Origin of the sequence: Bradyrhizobium icense, from assembly GCF_001693385.1 — a bacterium.
In the GTDB taxonomy this organism is placed as follows: domain Bacteria; phylum Pseudomonadota; class Alphaproteobacteria; order Rhizobiales; family Xanthobacteraceae; genus Bradyrhizobium; species Bradyrhizobium icense.
Genome location: NZ_CP016428.1, coordinates 2,928,931 through 2,942,056, shown reverse-complemented (window position 1 = coordinate 2,942,056; position 13,126 = coordinate 2,928,931). Strand labels below are relative to the sequence as shown.

At 61.7% G+C, this 13,126-nt stretch carries 11 protein-coding genes; 8 read left to right on the top strand and 3 right to left on the bottom strand.

Annotation, left to right across the window (positions count from 1 at the left end; all coding sequences use genetic code 11):
* The first annotated feature begins 19 nt into the window (after positions 1 to 19).
* The 7 genes from LMTR13_RS13770 (at position 20) to LMTR13_RS13740 (ending at position 7,769) form a co-directional block, all read left to right on the top strand.
* Positions 20 to 793 carry an ABC transporter permease gene (locus tag LMTR13_RS13770; RefSeq protein ID WP_156795989.1) on the top strand — a complete coding sequence of 258 codons (774 nt, stop codon included), beginning with the start codon at positions 20 to 22 and terminating at the stop codon, positions 791 to 793.
* Positions 790 to 1,575, top strand: a complete 786-nt coding sequence (locus LMTR13_RS13765; protein WP_065728353.1) for an ABC transporter ATP-binding protein — start codon at positions 790 to 792, stop codon at positions 1,573 to 1,575. Before LMTR13_RS13770 ends, LMTR13_RS13765 begins: the two co-directional genes overlap by 4 nt.
* 183 nt (positions 1,576 to 1,758) lie before the next feature.
* Complete coding sequence (locus tag LMTR13_RS13760; protein ID WP_065728352.1) at positions 1,759 to 3,042, top strand: cystathionine gamma-synthase family protein; 1,284 nt, start codon at positions 1,759 to 1,761, stop codon at positions 3,040 to 3,042.
* Positions 3,043 to 3,171: 129 nt separating this feature from the next.
* The gene (locus LMTR13_RS13755) at positions 3,172 to 4,260 is read left to right on the top strand and encodes a mandelate racemase/muconate lactonizing enzyme family protein (RefSeq protein WP_065728351.1); all 1,089 of its coding nucleotides are present in this window, start codon (positions 3,172 to 3,174) and stop codon (positions 4,258 to 4,260) included.
* A 421-nt stretch (positions 4,261 to 4,681) separates the two neighbouring features.
* Positions 4,682 to 5,134, top strand: coding sequence for a (2Fe-2S)-binding protein (locus tag LMTR13_RS13750; RefSeq protein ID WP_065728350.1), 453 nt, complete (start codon positions 4,682 to 4,684; stop codon positions 5,132 to 5,134).
* A 2-nt stretch (positions 5,135 to 5,136) separates the two neighbouring features.
* Entirely contained in the window at positions 5,137 to 7,452 is a 2,316-nt protein-coding gene (locus LMTR13_RS13745; protein WP_065728349.1) for a xanthine dehydrogenase family protein molybdopterin-binding subunit, read from the top strand.
* A 53-nt stretch (positions 7,453 to 7,505) separates the two neighbouring features.
* The gene (locus LMTR13_RS13740; RefSeq protein WP_065728348.1) at positions 7,506 to 7,769 is read left to right on the top strand and encodes a hypothetical protein; all 264 of its coding nucleotides are present in this window, start codon (positions 7,506 to 7,508) and stop codon (positions 7,767 to 7,769) included.
* 95 nt (positions 7,770 to 7,864) lie between these two features.
* Here the strand turns inward: LMTR13_RS13740 and LMTR13_RS13735 are convergent, their stop codons facing one another.
* Together LMTR13_RS13735 and LMTR13_RS13730 are read right to left on the bottom strand one after the other, a co-directional pair.
* Complete coding sequence (locus LMTR13_RS13735; protein ID WP_065728347.1) at positions 7,865 to 9,592, bottom strand: methanol/ethanol family PQQ-dependent dehydrogenase; 1,728 nt, start codon at positions 9,590 to 9,592, stop codon at positions 7,865 to 7,867.
* Between the two features lie 66 nt (positions 9,593 to 9,658).
* A complete protein-coding gene (locus tag LMTR13_RS13730; RefSeq protein WP_065732663.1) occupies positions 9,659 to 10,252 on the bottom strand; it encodes a QcrA and Rieske domain-containing protein in 594 nt (197 codons plus the stop codon).
* Positions 10,253 to 10,565: 313 nt separating this feature from the next.
* Here LMTR13_RS13730 and LMTR13_RS13725 point away from each other — a divergent pair, with 313 nt between their 5' ends.
* Positions 10,566 to 11,876 (top strand): ABC transporter substrate-binding protein, encoded by a 1,311-nt coding sequence (locus tag LMTR13_RS13725; protein ID WP_065728346.1) that lies wholly within the window; start codon positions 10,566 to 10,568, stop codon positions 11,874 to 11,876.
* A gap of 44 nt (positions 11,877 to 11,920) precedes the next feature.
* On the opposite strand, the gene LMTR13_RS13720 is transcribed toward LMTR13_RS13725, so the two are convergent.
* Positions 11,921 to 13,090, bottom strand: a complete 1,170-nt coding sequence (locus LMTR13_RS13720; protein ID WP_065728345.1) for a Gfo/Idh/MocA family protein — start codon at positions 13,088 to 13,090, stop codon at positions 11,921 to 11,923.
* Between the last annotated feature and the right edge of the window lie 36 nt (positions 13,091 to 13,126).

The following is a 13,126-nucleotide window of genomic DNA, read 5'->3' as shown; positions in this document are numbered from 1 at the left end:
TTTAGGATATGCCCCCGTGATACGTCCCCTGGATCCCGTGACATCGAGGCAGCGCGCGGCCTATGGCCTGGCGTTCTTCGTGCTTTTCGTTGCCGTGTGGGCTTGGGCGACCTTCGGCGGCTATGTCTCCAAGACGTTTCTCGCCAATCCGCTGACCATGCTGCAGGAGGGTTGGGAGCTGCTGACGAAGCACGGCTTCCTGTTCGACATCGGCATGACGGTCTGGCGGGTCGTCGGCGGCTTCGTGCTGGCGGCCATCATCGCTGTGCCGCTTGGCGTTCTGATGGGGGCCTACAAGCCGATCGAAGCTTTCCTGGAGCCGTTCGTCTCGTTTGCCCGCTACTTGCCCGCCTCAGCCTTCATCCCGCTGCTGATCCTGTGGGCGGGCATCGGCGAGTTGCAGAAGCTGCTGGTCATTTTCATCGGCTCGGTCTTCCAGATCATCCTGATGGTCACCGTAACGGTCGGAAACACCAGGCGCGACCTCGTTGAAGCCGCGTATACGCTGGGCGCCAGCGACCGCGGGATCATCAACCGGGTGCTGCTGCCCTCCTCTGCCCCCGAGGTTGCGGAAATCCTTCGGCTCGTACTTGGCTGGGCGTGGACCTACGTCATCGTGGCCGAGCTGATCGGTTCGTCGTCAGGCATCGGCCACATGATCACCGACAGCCAGGCCCTGCTCAACACCGGCCAAATCATCTTCGGTATCATCGTGATCGGGCTGATCGGCCTCGTATCGGACTTCCTTTTCAAGGCCTTCAACGCCTGGCTGTTTCCGTGGAAACTGGCATGACCGAGCTGAAGATCGATCAGGTCGCGCGCACCTTCCCCGCGCGCCAGGGCCATGCGCCGACGCGCGCCCTTGAGCCGATCGACCTCAACGTCGGCAACAACGACTTCGTCACCATTCTCGGCCCGTCGGGCTGCGGAAAATCGACGTTGCTGCGCATCGTCGCCGGGCTCGATCGGCCAACCAGCGGCCGCGTCATTCTTGACGGGCAAGAGGTAACTGGCCCCGGCGCCGATCGCGGCATGGTGTTTCAGTCCTACACGCTGTTTCCATGGCTGACCGTGCGGGAAAACATCGCCTTCGGCCTGCGCGAGCGCGGGATTTCCGAAGCCGATCGCGGCAAGATCGCCGACGGCTTCATCCAACGCGTCGGCCTGTCGGGGTTTGAGAATCATTGGCCGAAGCAACTGTCCGGCGGCATGCAGCAACGCACCGCGATTGCGCGGGCGCTCGCCAACGATCCAAAAATCCTGCTGCTCGACGAGCCTTTCGGCGCGCTGGATAATCAAACCCGCGTGCTGATGCAGGAGATGCTGCTCGGCATCTGGGAGCGCGAGCAGAAAACCGTGCTGTTCGTCACCCATGATATCGAGGAAGCGATCTTTCTCGGCAGCCGCGTCATCGTCATGAGCGCCCGTCCGGGCCGCATCAAGGCCGAGATCGCGGTCGATCTGCCCCACCCGCGATCCTACAAGATCAAGACCACGCCCGAATTCGTCAACCTGAAGGAACGGCTCGTCGAAGAGATCCGCGCCGAGGCGTTGAAGGTTGCGGTTCATGCCTGACGATCGGGCACTGCGAAATCCACCCCGGATGCGGTGAAATCAGTCCTGAATTTTGCTACGCTGATCCCTAACAGCGTCAACTGGAGCCCGCTGGATGCCGTCGCATCCATCACTCCTGACCGCCCCCGCGATTGCGCACTTCCAACACAGTGCGACGCTCCGAATCCCGACAGGGAGACAGCCATGGTGAAACCGTTTCCGTCAAAGACCCACATCGGCAACCACATGCTGCATCCGGAAACGCTGATGCTGAACTACGGCTACGATCCGCAACTGTCGGAGGGAGCCGTCAAACCACCGGTCTTCCTGACCTCGACCTTCGTCTTCAGGACCGCAGAAGACGGGCAGGACTTCTTCGATTACGTTGCGGGCCGCCGCGAGCCGCCCGAGGGGATGGGCGCTGGTCTGGTTTACTCGCGGTTCAATCACCCTAACAGTGAGATCGTCGAGGACAGACTGTCGGTGTACGAGCGCGCCGAGAATTGCGCGCTGTTCTCGTCGGGCATGGCCGCGATTTCGACCACAATCCTGGCCTTCGTCCGTCCCGGCGACGTCATTCTGCACTCCCAGCCGCTGTATGGCGGAACGGAGACACTGTTTGCGAAGACGCTCGCGAACCTCTCCATCAGCGCGGTGGGCTTTTCTGACGGCATCGACGAAACCGCAGTCAGGGCGGCAGCGGAGGACGCCATGCGCAAAGGCCGGGTTGCGATGATTTTCATTGAGACGCCGGCCAATCCCACCAATGGTCTGGTCGACATAGCCATGGTCCGCCGCGTCGCCGAGGCGATCGGGCAGGCCCAGGGCAATACGCCGATCATCGCATGCGATAATACGTTGCTTGGACCGGTGTTTCAGAGACCGATCGAACACGGTGCCGATCTTTCGCTGTACTCGCTGACCAAATATATCGGGGGACATTCCGACCTGATCGCAGGCGCCGCGCTCGGCTCAAAAGCTCTCATGAAAGACGTCAAAGCGTTGCGAGGCGCGATTGGCACCCAACTGGACCCGCATTCCTGCTGGATGATCAGCCGGTCGCTCGAAACGCTGGGCATCCGCATGGAAAAAGCTGACGCAAACGCGCGCCTCGTCGCGGACTACCTGCGCGACCACCCCAAAGTGGCAAAGGTCCACTACCTCGGTCACCACGATGAGCAATCCCCCGCCGGCCGCCTGTTTGCAAGGCAATGCACCGGTGCGGGCTCCACATTCTCCTTCGACATCGTCGGCGGCCAAGCCGCCGCATTCAAATTCCTGAACGCGCTGCAGATCTTCAAGCTCGCCGTGAGCCTGGGCGGCACGGAGTCGCTTGCCAGCCTGCCCGCAAGCATGACGCACTCCGGCGTTCCCGCTGACATCCGCCAGAAAATAGGCGTTCTCGACTGCACGATCCGGCTGTCGATCGGCATCGAGCACCCATCCGATCTGATCGCTGATATCGCGCAGGCCTTGAACGCGGCATAGCAGCACGCCACGCGTCGAAGGCAACGGACCAACCCGCCGCGAGTGATTCCCATCCGGGGGCACCGCAAGCAATTGCTAAGCCGGCAAGATCAACTTAACGTGCAATAAAAAAGACCGGGTGGAAACACAATGGCACTTATCAAGACAACCGAGGCCGGACTCTACCGGATCCCCCTGCCCGTTACCCTCTCTGACAGCACGCACGGCGAACTCAAAGCCTTCGAACTGGTGACATGTCGTGTCCGCGACTCGGACGGGGCCGAAGGCATCGGCTATACATACACCGTCGGGCGCAACGGCGGCGCGATTGCCGACATCCTCCTTCGGGAGATCCCTGAACTGATCGAGGGCCGCGAAGCCGACGACACCGAAGCCATCTGGCATCACGTCTGGTGGAGCTTGCATTACGGCGGGCGCGGCGGACCGTCGGTGCTTGCGCTCTCGGCGCTCGACATCGCCCTGTGGGACCTGAAGTCGCGCCGTGCCGGTCTGCCGCTGTTTCGCATGTTGGGCGGCTTCGACGCCCGCGTGCCCTGCTACGCCGGCGGCATCGACCTCGACCTGTCCATCGAGGGGCTCTTGAAGCAAACCGACGACAATCTCGCCAGGGGCTTTCGCGCCATCAAGATGAAGGTGGGCCGCCCCGATCTCGCATCCGACATCGGACGCGTGCAGGCGATGCGCCAACATCTTGGCAACGGCTTTCCCCTGATGGCGGATGCCAACATGAAATGGACGGTCGAGGAAGCCATACGCGCGGCACGCGCATTGCAACCCTACGATCTCACCTGGCTCGAAGAACCCATCATTCCCGACGATATTGCCGGTCACGCGCGCATCATGGCTGCCGGCGGCGTCCCGATCGCGGCCGGCGAAAACCTGCGCTCGCTCTGGGAATTCAAGAACTATATCGCCGCTGGTGCGGTGTCCTATCCCGAGCCCGATGTCACCAATTGCGGCGGGGTTACCGCCTTTATGAAGATCGCGCGGCTGGCGGAAGCGTTCAACCTACCGGTGACCAGCCACGGCGCACATGACGTCACCGTGCATTTGCTCGCGGCCTGTCCGAACCGCTCCTATCTCGAAGCGCACGGATTTGGGCTCGATAGTTACATCGAGCACCCGCTTGTCCTCCAGGAAGGCATGGCATTGGCGCCGACGCGGCCCGGCCATGGAATCGCATTCGACTGGAACGGGTTGACGCAGCTCGCAAAGTAACGGGGCAGGCTAGTCGGCGACGCGATGCTGGTCGCACCGGTCTGCCCGCGAACCCTTGCAAAGCGGGTTCTGCATGACGGCCGCCGGGAAAAATTGGCAGGTCCGTCAGGGGCAGCCCAGCTTTCGTCCAAATAGAATGCAAAGACAACACGTTGTGAATTCGATCTGGCGTGCTTTCTGATAGCGTTCGCTAGGCGCCTGTCCCGCCGCGCCGTCCTGTAAACACGGATAAATGTTTAAGCAGGAGGATGGCCCACCAAAATTCAAAGCAAATCGTACAATTCAGCCAGCGGTTGCCAAGCAAGGCCGGCTCTCCGGCCACGCGATCAAACTCGTAAAGCAACGGCGTTGAGCGGTTGGGAAATATGTTCTCGCTCACGTCGAACAAACATCAGCAGCTTATGAAGAGCGAGGAACGATCATGATCAAGGTGAAGATCAATAGCCAGGAGCATAGCTGGGACGGCGACCCGGACCTTCCATTACTCTGGTTTCTGCGCGATGAGGCCGGCTTGACGGGCACGAAATACGGGTGCGGCCAGGCGCTGTGCGGTGCCTGCACGGTGATCGTCGACAAGCAGGCCGTCCGCGCCTGCATCACCTCGGTGTCCGACGTGGTCGGCCGCGAGGTCACGACGATCGAAGGCCTTCATCCGACCGGTGACCACCCGGTCCAGAAGGCTTGGCGGCAACTGAACGTTCCGCAATGCGGTTTTTGCCAGGTCGGCCAGATCATGCAGGCCGCGGCCCTCTTGATCGAAAATCCAAAACCGACCCACGACCAGATACGCGAAGCGATGGCGGGTAATATCTGCCGCTGCGGCACTTATCAACGCATCGAGAATGCCGTGCACCTCGCATCAACGGGGGTGTGACCATGAATATCCTCACCAACCCCAACAAGCTCCGTGGCTTTGAACGGCACGTCAAGGTCGACAACGTTTCACGCCGCAGCATCCTGAAGGGCCTCGGACTGGCTGGCGGCTTTGTTCTGGCCGCCCCCGTGATGTCACGCCCTGCCCTTGCCGCGTACCAGACCGGGGCCGACAAGATGCCGCACGGTACCGTGGTGGACCCGCGCGTCTTCGTTTCTATCGCATCCGACGGAACAGTGACGATCGTCGCGCACCGCGCCGAGATGGGAACGGGTGTCCGCACCAGCCTGCCGATGATCGTTGCCGAAGAGATGGAAGCCGACTGGTCGCGCGTTCGCGTGCAGCAGGCGCCTGGCGACGAAGTCAAGTTCGGCAACCAGGATACCGATGGATCGCGCAGCACGCGGCATTACCTGATGCCAATGCGCCAGATCGGCGCCTCGGCCCGCACCATGCTCGAAACAGCCGCGGCGAAACGCTGGGGCGTGCCGGCAACCGAGGTGAAGGCCGTCAATCACGAGGTCGTCCATAGTGCAAGCGGACGCCGCATCGGCTTCGGCGAGCTGGCAGCCGATGCCGCCAAGCAGTCGGTCCCGAGTGTCGAAGGTCTGAAGCTGAAAGACCCAAAGGATTTCCGCTATCTGGGCAAAGGCCAGATCGGCATCGTCGACCTTCGCGACATCACGGTGGGCACCGCGCGTTACGGCGCCGACGTTCGCCTGCCCGGCATGAAGTACGCCGTCATTGCCCGGCCGCCGGTGACCGGCGGCAAGGTCGTGTCGTTCGAGGGGTCGGATGCGATGAAGGTTTCCGGCGTCGAGAAGGTCATGGAAGTGAAGGGTTGGCCGTGGCCTTCAAAATTCCAGCCGCTCGGCGGGGTCGCGGTGATCGCACGCAACACGGGCGCGGCGATCAAGGGCCGCGACGCGTTGAAGATCGTCTGGGATGACGGGCCGAACAGCAAATACGAATCCGTCGCCTATCGGGCTCAGCTCGAGGGAGCAGCGCGCAAGCCCGGCCTGGTGGTACGCAAGGAGGGCGACGTCGAGGCCGCCTTAAAGGGCGCCGACAAGGTGATCGTCGGTGAGTACTACGTGCCGCATCATGCCCACGTCGCCATGGAACCGCCGGTTGCGGTCGCGGACGTCAAGGGCGACAAGGCGGAGATCTGGGCACCGGTGCAAAGCGCGGGCGGAACGCGCGAAGACGTCGCTAAAACACTCGGCATTCCCCAGGAGAACGTCACCGTCAACGTCACGCTGCTCGGCGGCGGCTTCGGGCGCAAGTCGAAGTGCGATTTCGCCCTCGAGGCGGCACTGCTTTCAAAGGAGCTCGGCGCTCCCGTCAAGGTGCAATGGACGCGGGAAGACGACATTCGCAACTGCTTCCTGCACACCGTCTCGGTGGAACGTATCGAGGCTGGCCTCGACAAGAGCGGCAAGGTGACGGCCTGGCGGCATCGCAGCGTCGCGCCGAGCATCGCCTCGACATTTGCCGCCGGTGCGGTGCATCAGGCGCCGTTTGAGCTTGGCATGGGGCTGGTCGACATGCCCTTCGAGATCGCCAACGTCCAGTGCGAGAATCCGGAAGCGGTCGCTCATACCCGCATCGGCTGGTTCCGCTCGGTGTCGAATATCCCGCGGGCCTTTGCGGTGCAGTCGATGGTGGGCGAACTCGCCCATGCCACCAACCGCGATCAAAAGACCATGCTACTGGAGCTGATCGGCTCTCCGCGGATCGCCAAGCTCGATTCCGTGAAGGACCTCTGGAACTATGGCGAGCCCTATGACAGCTATCCGATCGATACGGCACGTCTTCGCAAGGTCGTCGAACTGGTCGCGGACAAGGGCGGCTGGGGACGGTCCGTGCCCAAAGGCCACGGGCTCGGCATTGCCGCGCACCGCAGCTTCGTCAGCTACATCGCGACCATTGTCGAGGTAGCCTTCGACAATGGCAATCTCACCGTGCCCCGGGTGGATACCGCGATCGATTGCGGAGCCTACGTCAATCCGGAGCGAATCCAGGCACAGATGGAAGGCGCTGTGATCATGGGCCTGAGCTTCGCCAAACATGGCGAGATCACTTTCAAGGACGGCAAGGTGCAACAGGGCAATTTCGACGATTTCCCGGTGCTCCGGATCGACGAATCCCCTGCCGTGACGAACGTCTACATCGTACCTCCCGGCCCCGACACGCCGCCCAGCGGCGTTGGCGAGCCGGGCGTGCCGCCCGTCGCGCCGGCGCTGATCAACGCGATCTTCGCAGCGACCGGCAAGCGCATCCGCGCACTGCCGATCGGCAAGCAATTGGAGGCTTAAGGGAACGCTGGGCCGTACCGGCCGTTTTCGTTGATCTGAAAGGAGCCAGATCGATGAAACCGAACCCAACCGCGCTCGCGGTGTCGCTGCTGTCGAGCGCGCTCTTGTTGACTGCACAGGCGGCAACGGCTCAAACGACGTCGCCGCCGAGCACCACCGCAACGCGCCCGGCAACCATGCCCCCGGGACAATCTTCCATGCCAAACGAAAGTCCGCCGGCCACGACAACTCAGACCACCGGCGAAGCCAGTCGCGATCCGGTCATCAAGAAAATGAACGAAGACGAAAAACGGAAGGTCGATACCAAGGGCAAGTAGCCTCAAGCATCGGCAGCAGAACAAGTGCGGCGAACATTCGTTCGCCGCCCTTTTTCTCATCGCTTATCGATTCCGGGCAGGTGTTATACTTGCAATCACTTCTTGACGGCGAACACCCAGACGACGCCGCCCTGCGGCACGTTGTTCTCGACGCCGACGTTATTTTGTGTCGCCAAGGCATCCTGGATGCGTTGCGCGTCAACGCCCCACCCGGACTGGACGGCGATATACTGCGTGCCGTCCACTTCGTACGCGACCGGCATGCCCACGATGCCGGAGTTGGTCTTTTGCTCCCAGAGCAGTTCGCCGGTCTTTGCGTGAAAGGCGCGGAACATCCGGTCATTGGTGCCACCGACCAGGACCAGATCGCCGGCGGTCACCGTCACCGAGCCGAACAGATGCGATTTGGGGAAATTATGCGACCAAACCTTCTTTCCCGTCGCGGGGTCCCACGCCTGCAGCTCGCCAAAATGCGTGGCGCCCGGCCGAACCTTCAGACCGATATCTTCAGGCTTGGTCCCGAGCCAGAGCTGACCCGGCACCAACGGCAGCTTTTCGCCGGTGAAGCCGCCGCAGAAATTCTCGTTGGCGGGAACGTAGACCAGGCGGGTGTTCTGGCTATAGGCGGCCGACGGCCAATCCTTGCCGCCCCACAACGACGGACAGAACTCGACCCGCTTGCCGATGCCGGGCTTATGAGCCGGATCGACGATCGGCTTGCCGCTCGGCTCGATGCCCTTCCAGACGTCGGTATAGACGAATGGCCAGCCAGCCACGTATTTGATGCCTTCCGGCTTACGCTCGAGCACCCAGAAGATCGCGTTGCGTCCCGGATGGATCAGACTCTTGATGGTGCGGCCGTCCCTCTGCAGGTCGACCAGCATCGGCGCGTCCACCTCGTCCCAATCCCAGGAATCGTTTTGATGGTACTGGAAGTATGACTTGATCTTTCCGTTGTCCGGGTCGAGCGCGAGCACCGAGGTCGAGTAGAGATTGTCGCCGGGATGCGTTTCCCCGGGCCAAGGTGCGGCATTGCCGGTGCCCCAGTAGATTGTCCTGGTCTCGACATCGTAGTTGCCGGTCATCCAGGCGGGCGCACCACCCGTTTTCCAGTCGTCACCGCTCCATGTTTCATGGCCCGGCTCGCCCGGCCCCGGGATGGTGAAGGTCCGCCACAGCTCCTTGCCCGTATCGGCATCGAACGCGACGACATAGCCGCGAACGCCGAACTCGCCGCCCGAGCCGCCGACGATGACCTTGCCGTCGACAATGAGGGGCATCAGGGTCAGGTACTGCCCCTTCCTGTAGTCCTGAACCTTGGTATCCCAGAGCACCTTGCCGGTCTTCGCGTCGAGGGCCACCACATGATCGTCCGTCGTGGCCAGATACAGCTTGTCCTGCCACAAGCCCACACCGCGGTTGGTTGGATGCAGTTGAAAGAGATCGTCGGGGAGCTGCCGTTTGTATCGCCAGTACTCGTCACCCGTCTTGGCGTTGAGGGCGATCACCTGACCTTGCGGGGTCGTGATGAACATGGCGCCATTGTTGACGATCGGAGGCGACTGGTGCCCTTCCACCACGCCGGTCGAGAAAGTCCACACCGGCACCAGGTTTTTGACGTTCGAGGTGTTGATCCGGTCGAGCGGGCTATATCCCTGCCCGTCGTAAGTCCGGCGATAGAGCATCCAGTTGCCGGGTTCCGGGTTCTTTAGGCGATCGGCGGTCACCGGACTGTAATTCTCGATCGGGCCTGCACCGGCGGCGATTGAGAACAGGCATGTTGATGCGAACAAGCTCGGCAACAGCCATTGCTTCATGGTCATAGACGCTACCTCCTGTTTGTTTTTCTTTATCTGTTTTCAGTTGTGCGCATCCGATGCAGGCCGCCGTCACCCTCCTTGCTGTGCTCCTGCCTTTCCTACGAATGTTCCAGCCACCGTGAGCGAGCCGTCAGCGATCGCCAAGGGAAGTGCTGCGAGGCGCCGTGGCGCCGGACCGAACACCACTTGCGCGCTTTGTCGGGGGTCGAACTCGGAATTATGGCAAACGCATTTAAGAACGTCTTTTTCGCCCTGCGCCGCCTTTACCCACGCCGTGATCGGGCACCCGGCGTGGGAACAAATCGCCGAATAGGCAACGATGCCGTCAGCCGACCGCGGGCGCGTGCTGTCATCAAGTTCGGCTGGATCAAGCTTTACGACCACCACCTCATTCAACCGCGAGCCTTTGCGGACCACCGAGGTTTTGGGATCCTTTGGCCAGGCGCGCACGGCTGGTCCGCCGGGCTTTAGATCCTGCGGCTTGATCACCTCACCCGCACGATCTCCTTCAGCGAACACCAGGACGTCGGCTTTTTGAGGTCGCAGGTCGCTGCCGGGAGCGTCCTCCTCGGCAGCGGCCGATCGAGGCGCCGATGCGTGCACCGCAGTTGCGAGGGCGGTCAGGATGATCGTGCGCCGAGTCTGATCTGAAGGCGATGACATTTTCGTCTCGCTTTCTGCGCCGATGCCATGGAGTGATGGCGGATGCGCGATGATTTGACAAACTGAATGGCTGAACTCGGCCAAAAAGAGGCAGCGGACAAATTTTACTAGTGCGACCTTCCTGTTTTCAACATCGCTCGGTTTGTCTGACGCAATCGCAGCAAATTGCATGTTGCCGCGTTCCGCGGCGCTGCCATAAGCGCCCCAGGACGAGCAAGCGTGCAGGTTGACTCCTCGCCGTATTCTCCAAATACTTGACTGAAAATCGGAAGAAGCAGTCCCGGCGATAATAATAATTCAGTGGGAGAAGACGATGCCGACTTCACGCAGAACACTGCTGAAGACTTCTGCGGCGGCCGCCGCTGCATTCAGCTTCGATTGGACCCGCGCGCAGGCGCAAGCCGAGACGGTGCGCATCGGCCTGATCTACGACTTGACCGGCCCTTTTGCCGCCGGCGGGTCGGTCGCCTCCTCGATCGGCGCGCAGATTGCCATCGACCTCGTCAACGAAAAAGGCGGCATCGGCGGCAAGTACAAGGTTGCCCCTGTAGCTGCCGATTCCCAGAGCAAGCCGGATGTGGCGATCAATGAGGCCAATCGCCTGGTCGACCAGGAGAAGATCGATATCATCAACGGTGTCTATGCGAGTTCGCACGCGGTCCCGCTCGCAGCCAAGGTCGAACAGCAGAAAAAGATCCTCTGGATCACGACTGCGGTTTCGACCGCCGTGTTCAAGGACAAGAACCTGCAATATGTCTTCCGCGCACAGATTCATTCCGACCAGTACGGCCAGGCCTTTGCGAGCTTCGTCAGCGAGCATGCCAAAGCGAAACTCGGCATGGAGCCCAAGGACGTCAAGGTCGCGCTGATTCACGAGGACGGTCCTTATGGGGTCGGCGTTGCCATCGCCGACGAAGCCTATGCGAAGGCGGCCGGCCTGCAGGTCGTGCTCAAGGAAGGCTATTCCGCGTCCGCCCCCGATCTCTCGGTGCTGGTGACCAAGATCAAACGCGCCAGGGCCGACGTCATTTCGCATGCGGGATACAATCCGGACATCACCCTGTTCCTGCGCCAGGCGCGCGAGAACGGCCTCAGGTTCAAGATGCTGTTCGGCGCCGGCGCAGGCTACAGCCAGCTCGACAAGCTGCGTGCGACCTTCGGCGCGGATATCGACAATTTCTGCAACATCGATCCGGTTCCGGCGCAATTGCTCGATCCCGCAAAACTCGCGCCCGGGATCGGCGATCTCACCAAGGTCATGGTCGCGCGCTACAAGGAGAAAACCAACGCGACCGACGTTCCGCCGCACTGCTCGATGGGCTTCAACCAGACCTGGATCCTGCTCAACAACGTGCTGCCCGTGGCAAAGGAAAAACACGGCGGCTTCGATCCCGAAGCGGTTCGCAAGGCAGCGCTCGACGTGGACGTCCCGCCGGGCGGCACTATCCAGGGCTACGGGGTGAAATTCTACCGGCCCGGCACGCCGCTCTCCGGCCAGAACGAGCGCTCAACCCCGGTCGTGATGCAAAATGCCGGCGAGCATATCTCGGTGGTCTGGCCCACCAACATCAGGACGCGGGATCCGGTGTTCCCGCTGCCGAAGTCATCGGTCTACGCGGGGTAGAACGTTCGGGGCTTCATCCTTCGAGACGCACGCGTTGCGCGCTCCTACAGCGTGACGCGTCGTCCCTCCTCCGCGGCCCAATAGCCAGCGTAGTTGACCTTGATCGTCTCAAAGGCCAGCGCCAGATCGGAGAGCGGCTGCCGGCCGGTTGCGACGCACTCCATGAAGTCCTGGATTTCCTGCGTATAGCCGCGCGTCCACTCCTCCTCGAGGCAGACGTATTGCCAGCCGGTCTTGCGGTCGACCTTCTCGGTGATATAGACGCTTGCGAGCTTCTCCTCGCTGGTCTGGTAGCTCATCATGTGCGTGTTCGGCGTGATGTTGGCGAACAGCGAGCCGCCGCTGGTGTAGGTCTCGATCAGGTTGCGGACGCCGCCCATGATCATGTCGCCGGAAAACACCGTCGCCTTGGTGCCGTCGGAGAAGGTCACCGTGAGCGTGCCCCAATCCTCGACGTCGACCGGATTGGCCTTGATGTAGCTACGCTCCTCCGGTTTAAGGACAGCCGTGACATTGCCGACGTCGCACGTCACGCTCGCAACGCCAATCGTCTCGCCGCGAGCCCTCGCCTCGACCTGCTTGAGATAGAGCACCGCCGAGAGCGGATGGCATCCCATCCGTATCAACGAGCCGCCGCCGGTCATCGCCCATTGCGCGGCATGCGCCGCATGCGAGCCGGAGTGGCTTTCCTCCCCCTTCATGAACAGGATTTTGTCTTTCGTGGCCTTGAGGATCTCGGCGGTCTTGGTCACCGCGGGCGCGTAGATCCAGTCCTCCGCATACATGAAGAGCTTGCCGGTCCTGTTGATGGCTGCGCGGGTCTTTGCCATTTCATCCAGCACGCGCTCATACATCAACGCCTTCGGCACATGCCTGCCGATCGGCGCCTTGTCGCCATCCCGGCCAAAATAGCCGGCGAACGGCTTTTCGCAGATGACGTGTTTGCCGGCCTGCATCGCATCGACAATCATCGAGGTGTGCAAATTGGGCGGCGTGCAGATGTCGATCACGTCGAGCTCGCCGTCACCGATCAGGTCGCGGAAGCTGCGATAAACCGTCGGGATCCGATGGCGATTGGCAAACTCCAGGACATGATCGCCCCTCGCCGCAACAGCCCTGACCTCGACATCCACGCCATAAACGCGCCGGTAGGCGTGCATGTGCAGCTCGGACACGAAGCCGCAGCCGGCCAGACCGATCCTGATTTTCGCCATTGCGGATACATCCCGGATTGTCGTTGGTCAGCACCG

Bases quoted from the DNA above. Each gene is read 5' to 3' on its own strand.
- LMTR13_RS13765 (WP_065728353.1), top strand. From the start codon at position 790: ATGACCGAGCTGAAGATCGATCAGGTCGCGCGCACCTTCCCCGCGCGC.
- LMTR13_RS13760 (WP_065728352.1), top strand. From the start codon at position 1,759: ATGGTGAAACCGTTTCCGTCAAAGACCCACATCGGCAACCACATGCTG.
- LMTR13_RS13755 (WP_065728351.1), top strand. From the start codon at position 3,172: ATGGCACTTATCAAGACAACCGAGGCCGGACTCTACCGGATCCCCCTG.
- LMTR13_RS13750 (WP_065728350.1), top strand. From the start codon at position 4,682: ATGATCAAGGTGAAGATCAATAGCCAGGAGCATAGCTGGGACGGCGAC.
- LMTR13_RS13745 (WP_065728349.1), top strand. From the start codon at position 5,137: ATGAATATCCTCACCAACCCCAACAAGCTCCGTGGCTTTGAACGGCAC.
- LMTR13_RS13740 (WP_065728348.1), top strand. From the start codon at position 7,506: ATGAAACCGAACCCAACCGCGCTCGCGGTGTCGCTGCTGTCGAGCGCG.
- LMTR13_RS13735 (WP_065728347.1), bottom strand. From the start codon at position 9,592: ATGACCATGAAGCAATGGCTGTTGCCGAGCTTGTTCGCATCAACATGC.
- LMTR13_RS13730 (WP_065732663.1), bottom strand. From the start codon at position 10,252: ATGTCATCGCCTTCAGATCAGACTCGGCGCACGATCATCCTGACCGCC.
- LMTR13_RS13725 (WP_065728346.1), top strand. From the start codon at position 10,566: ATGCCGACTTCACGCAGAACACTGCTGAAGACTTCTGCGGCGGCCGCC.
- LMTR13_RS13720 (WP_065728345.1), bottom strand. From the start codon at position 13,090: ATGGCGAAAATCAGGATCGGTCTGGCCGGCTGCGGCTTCGTGTCCGAG.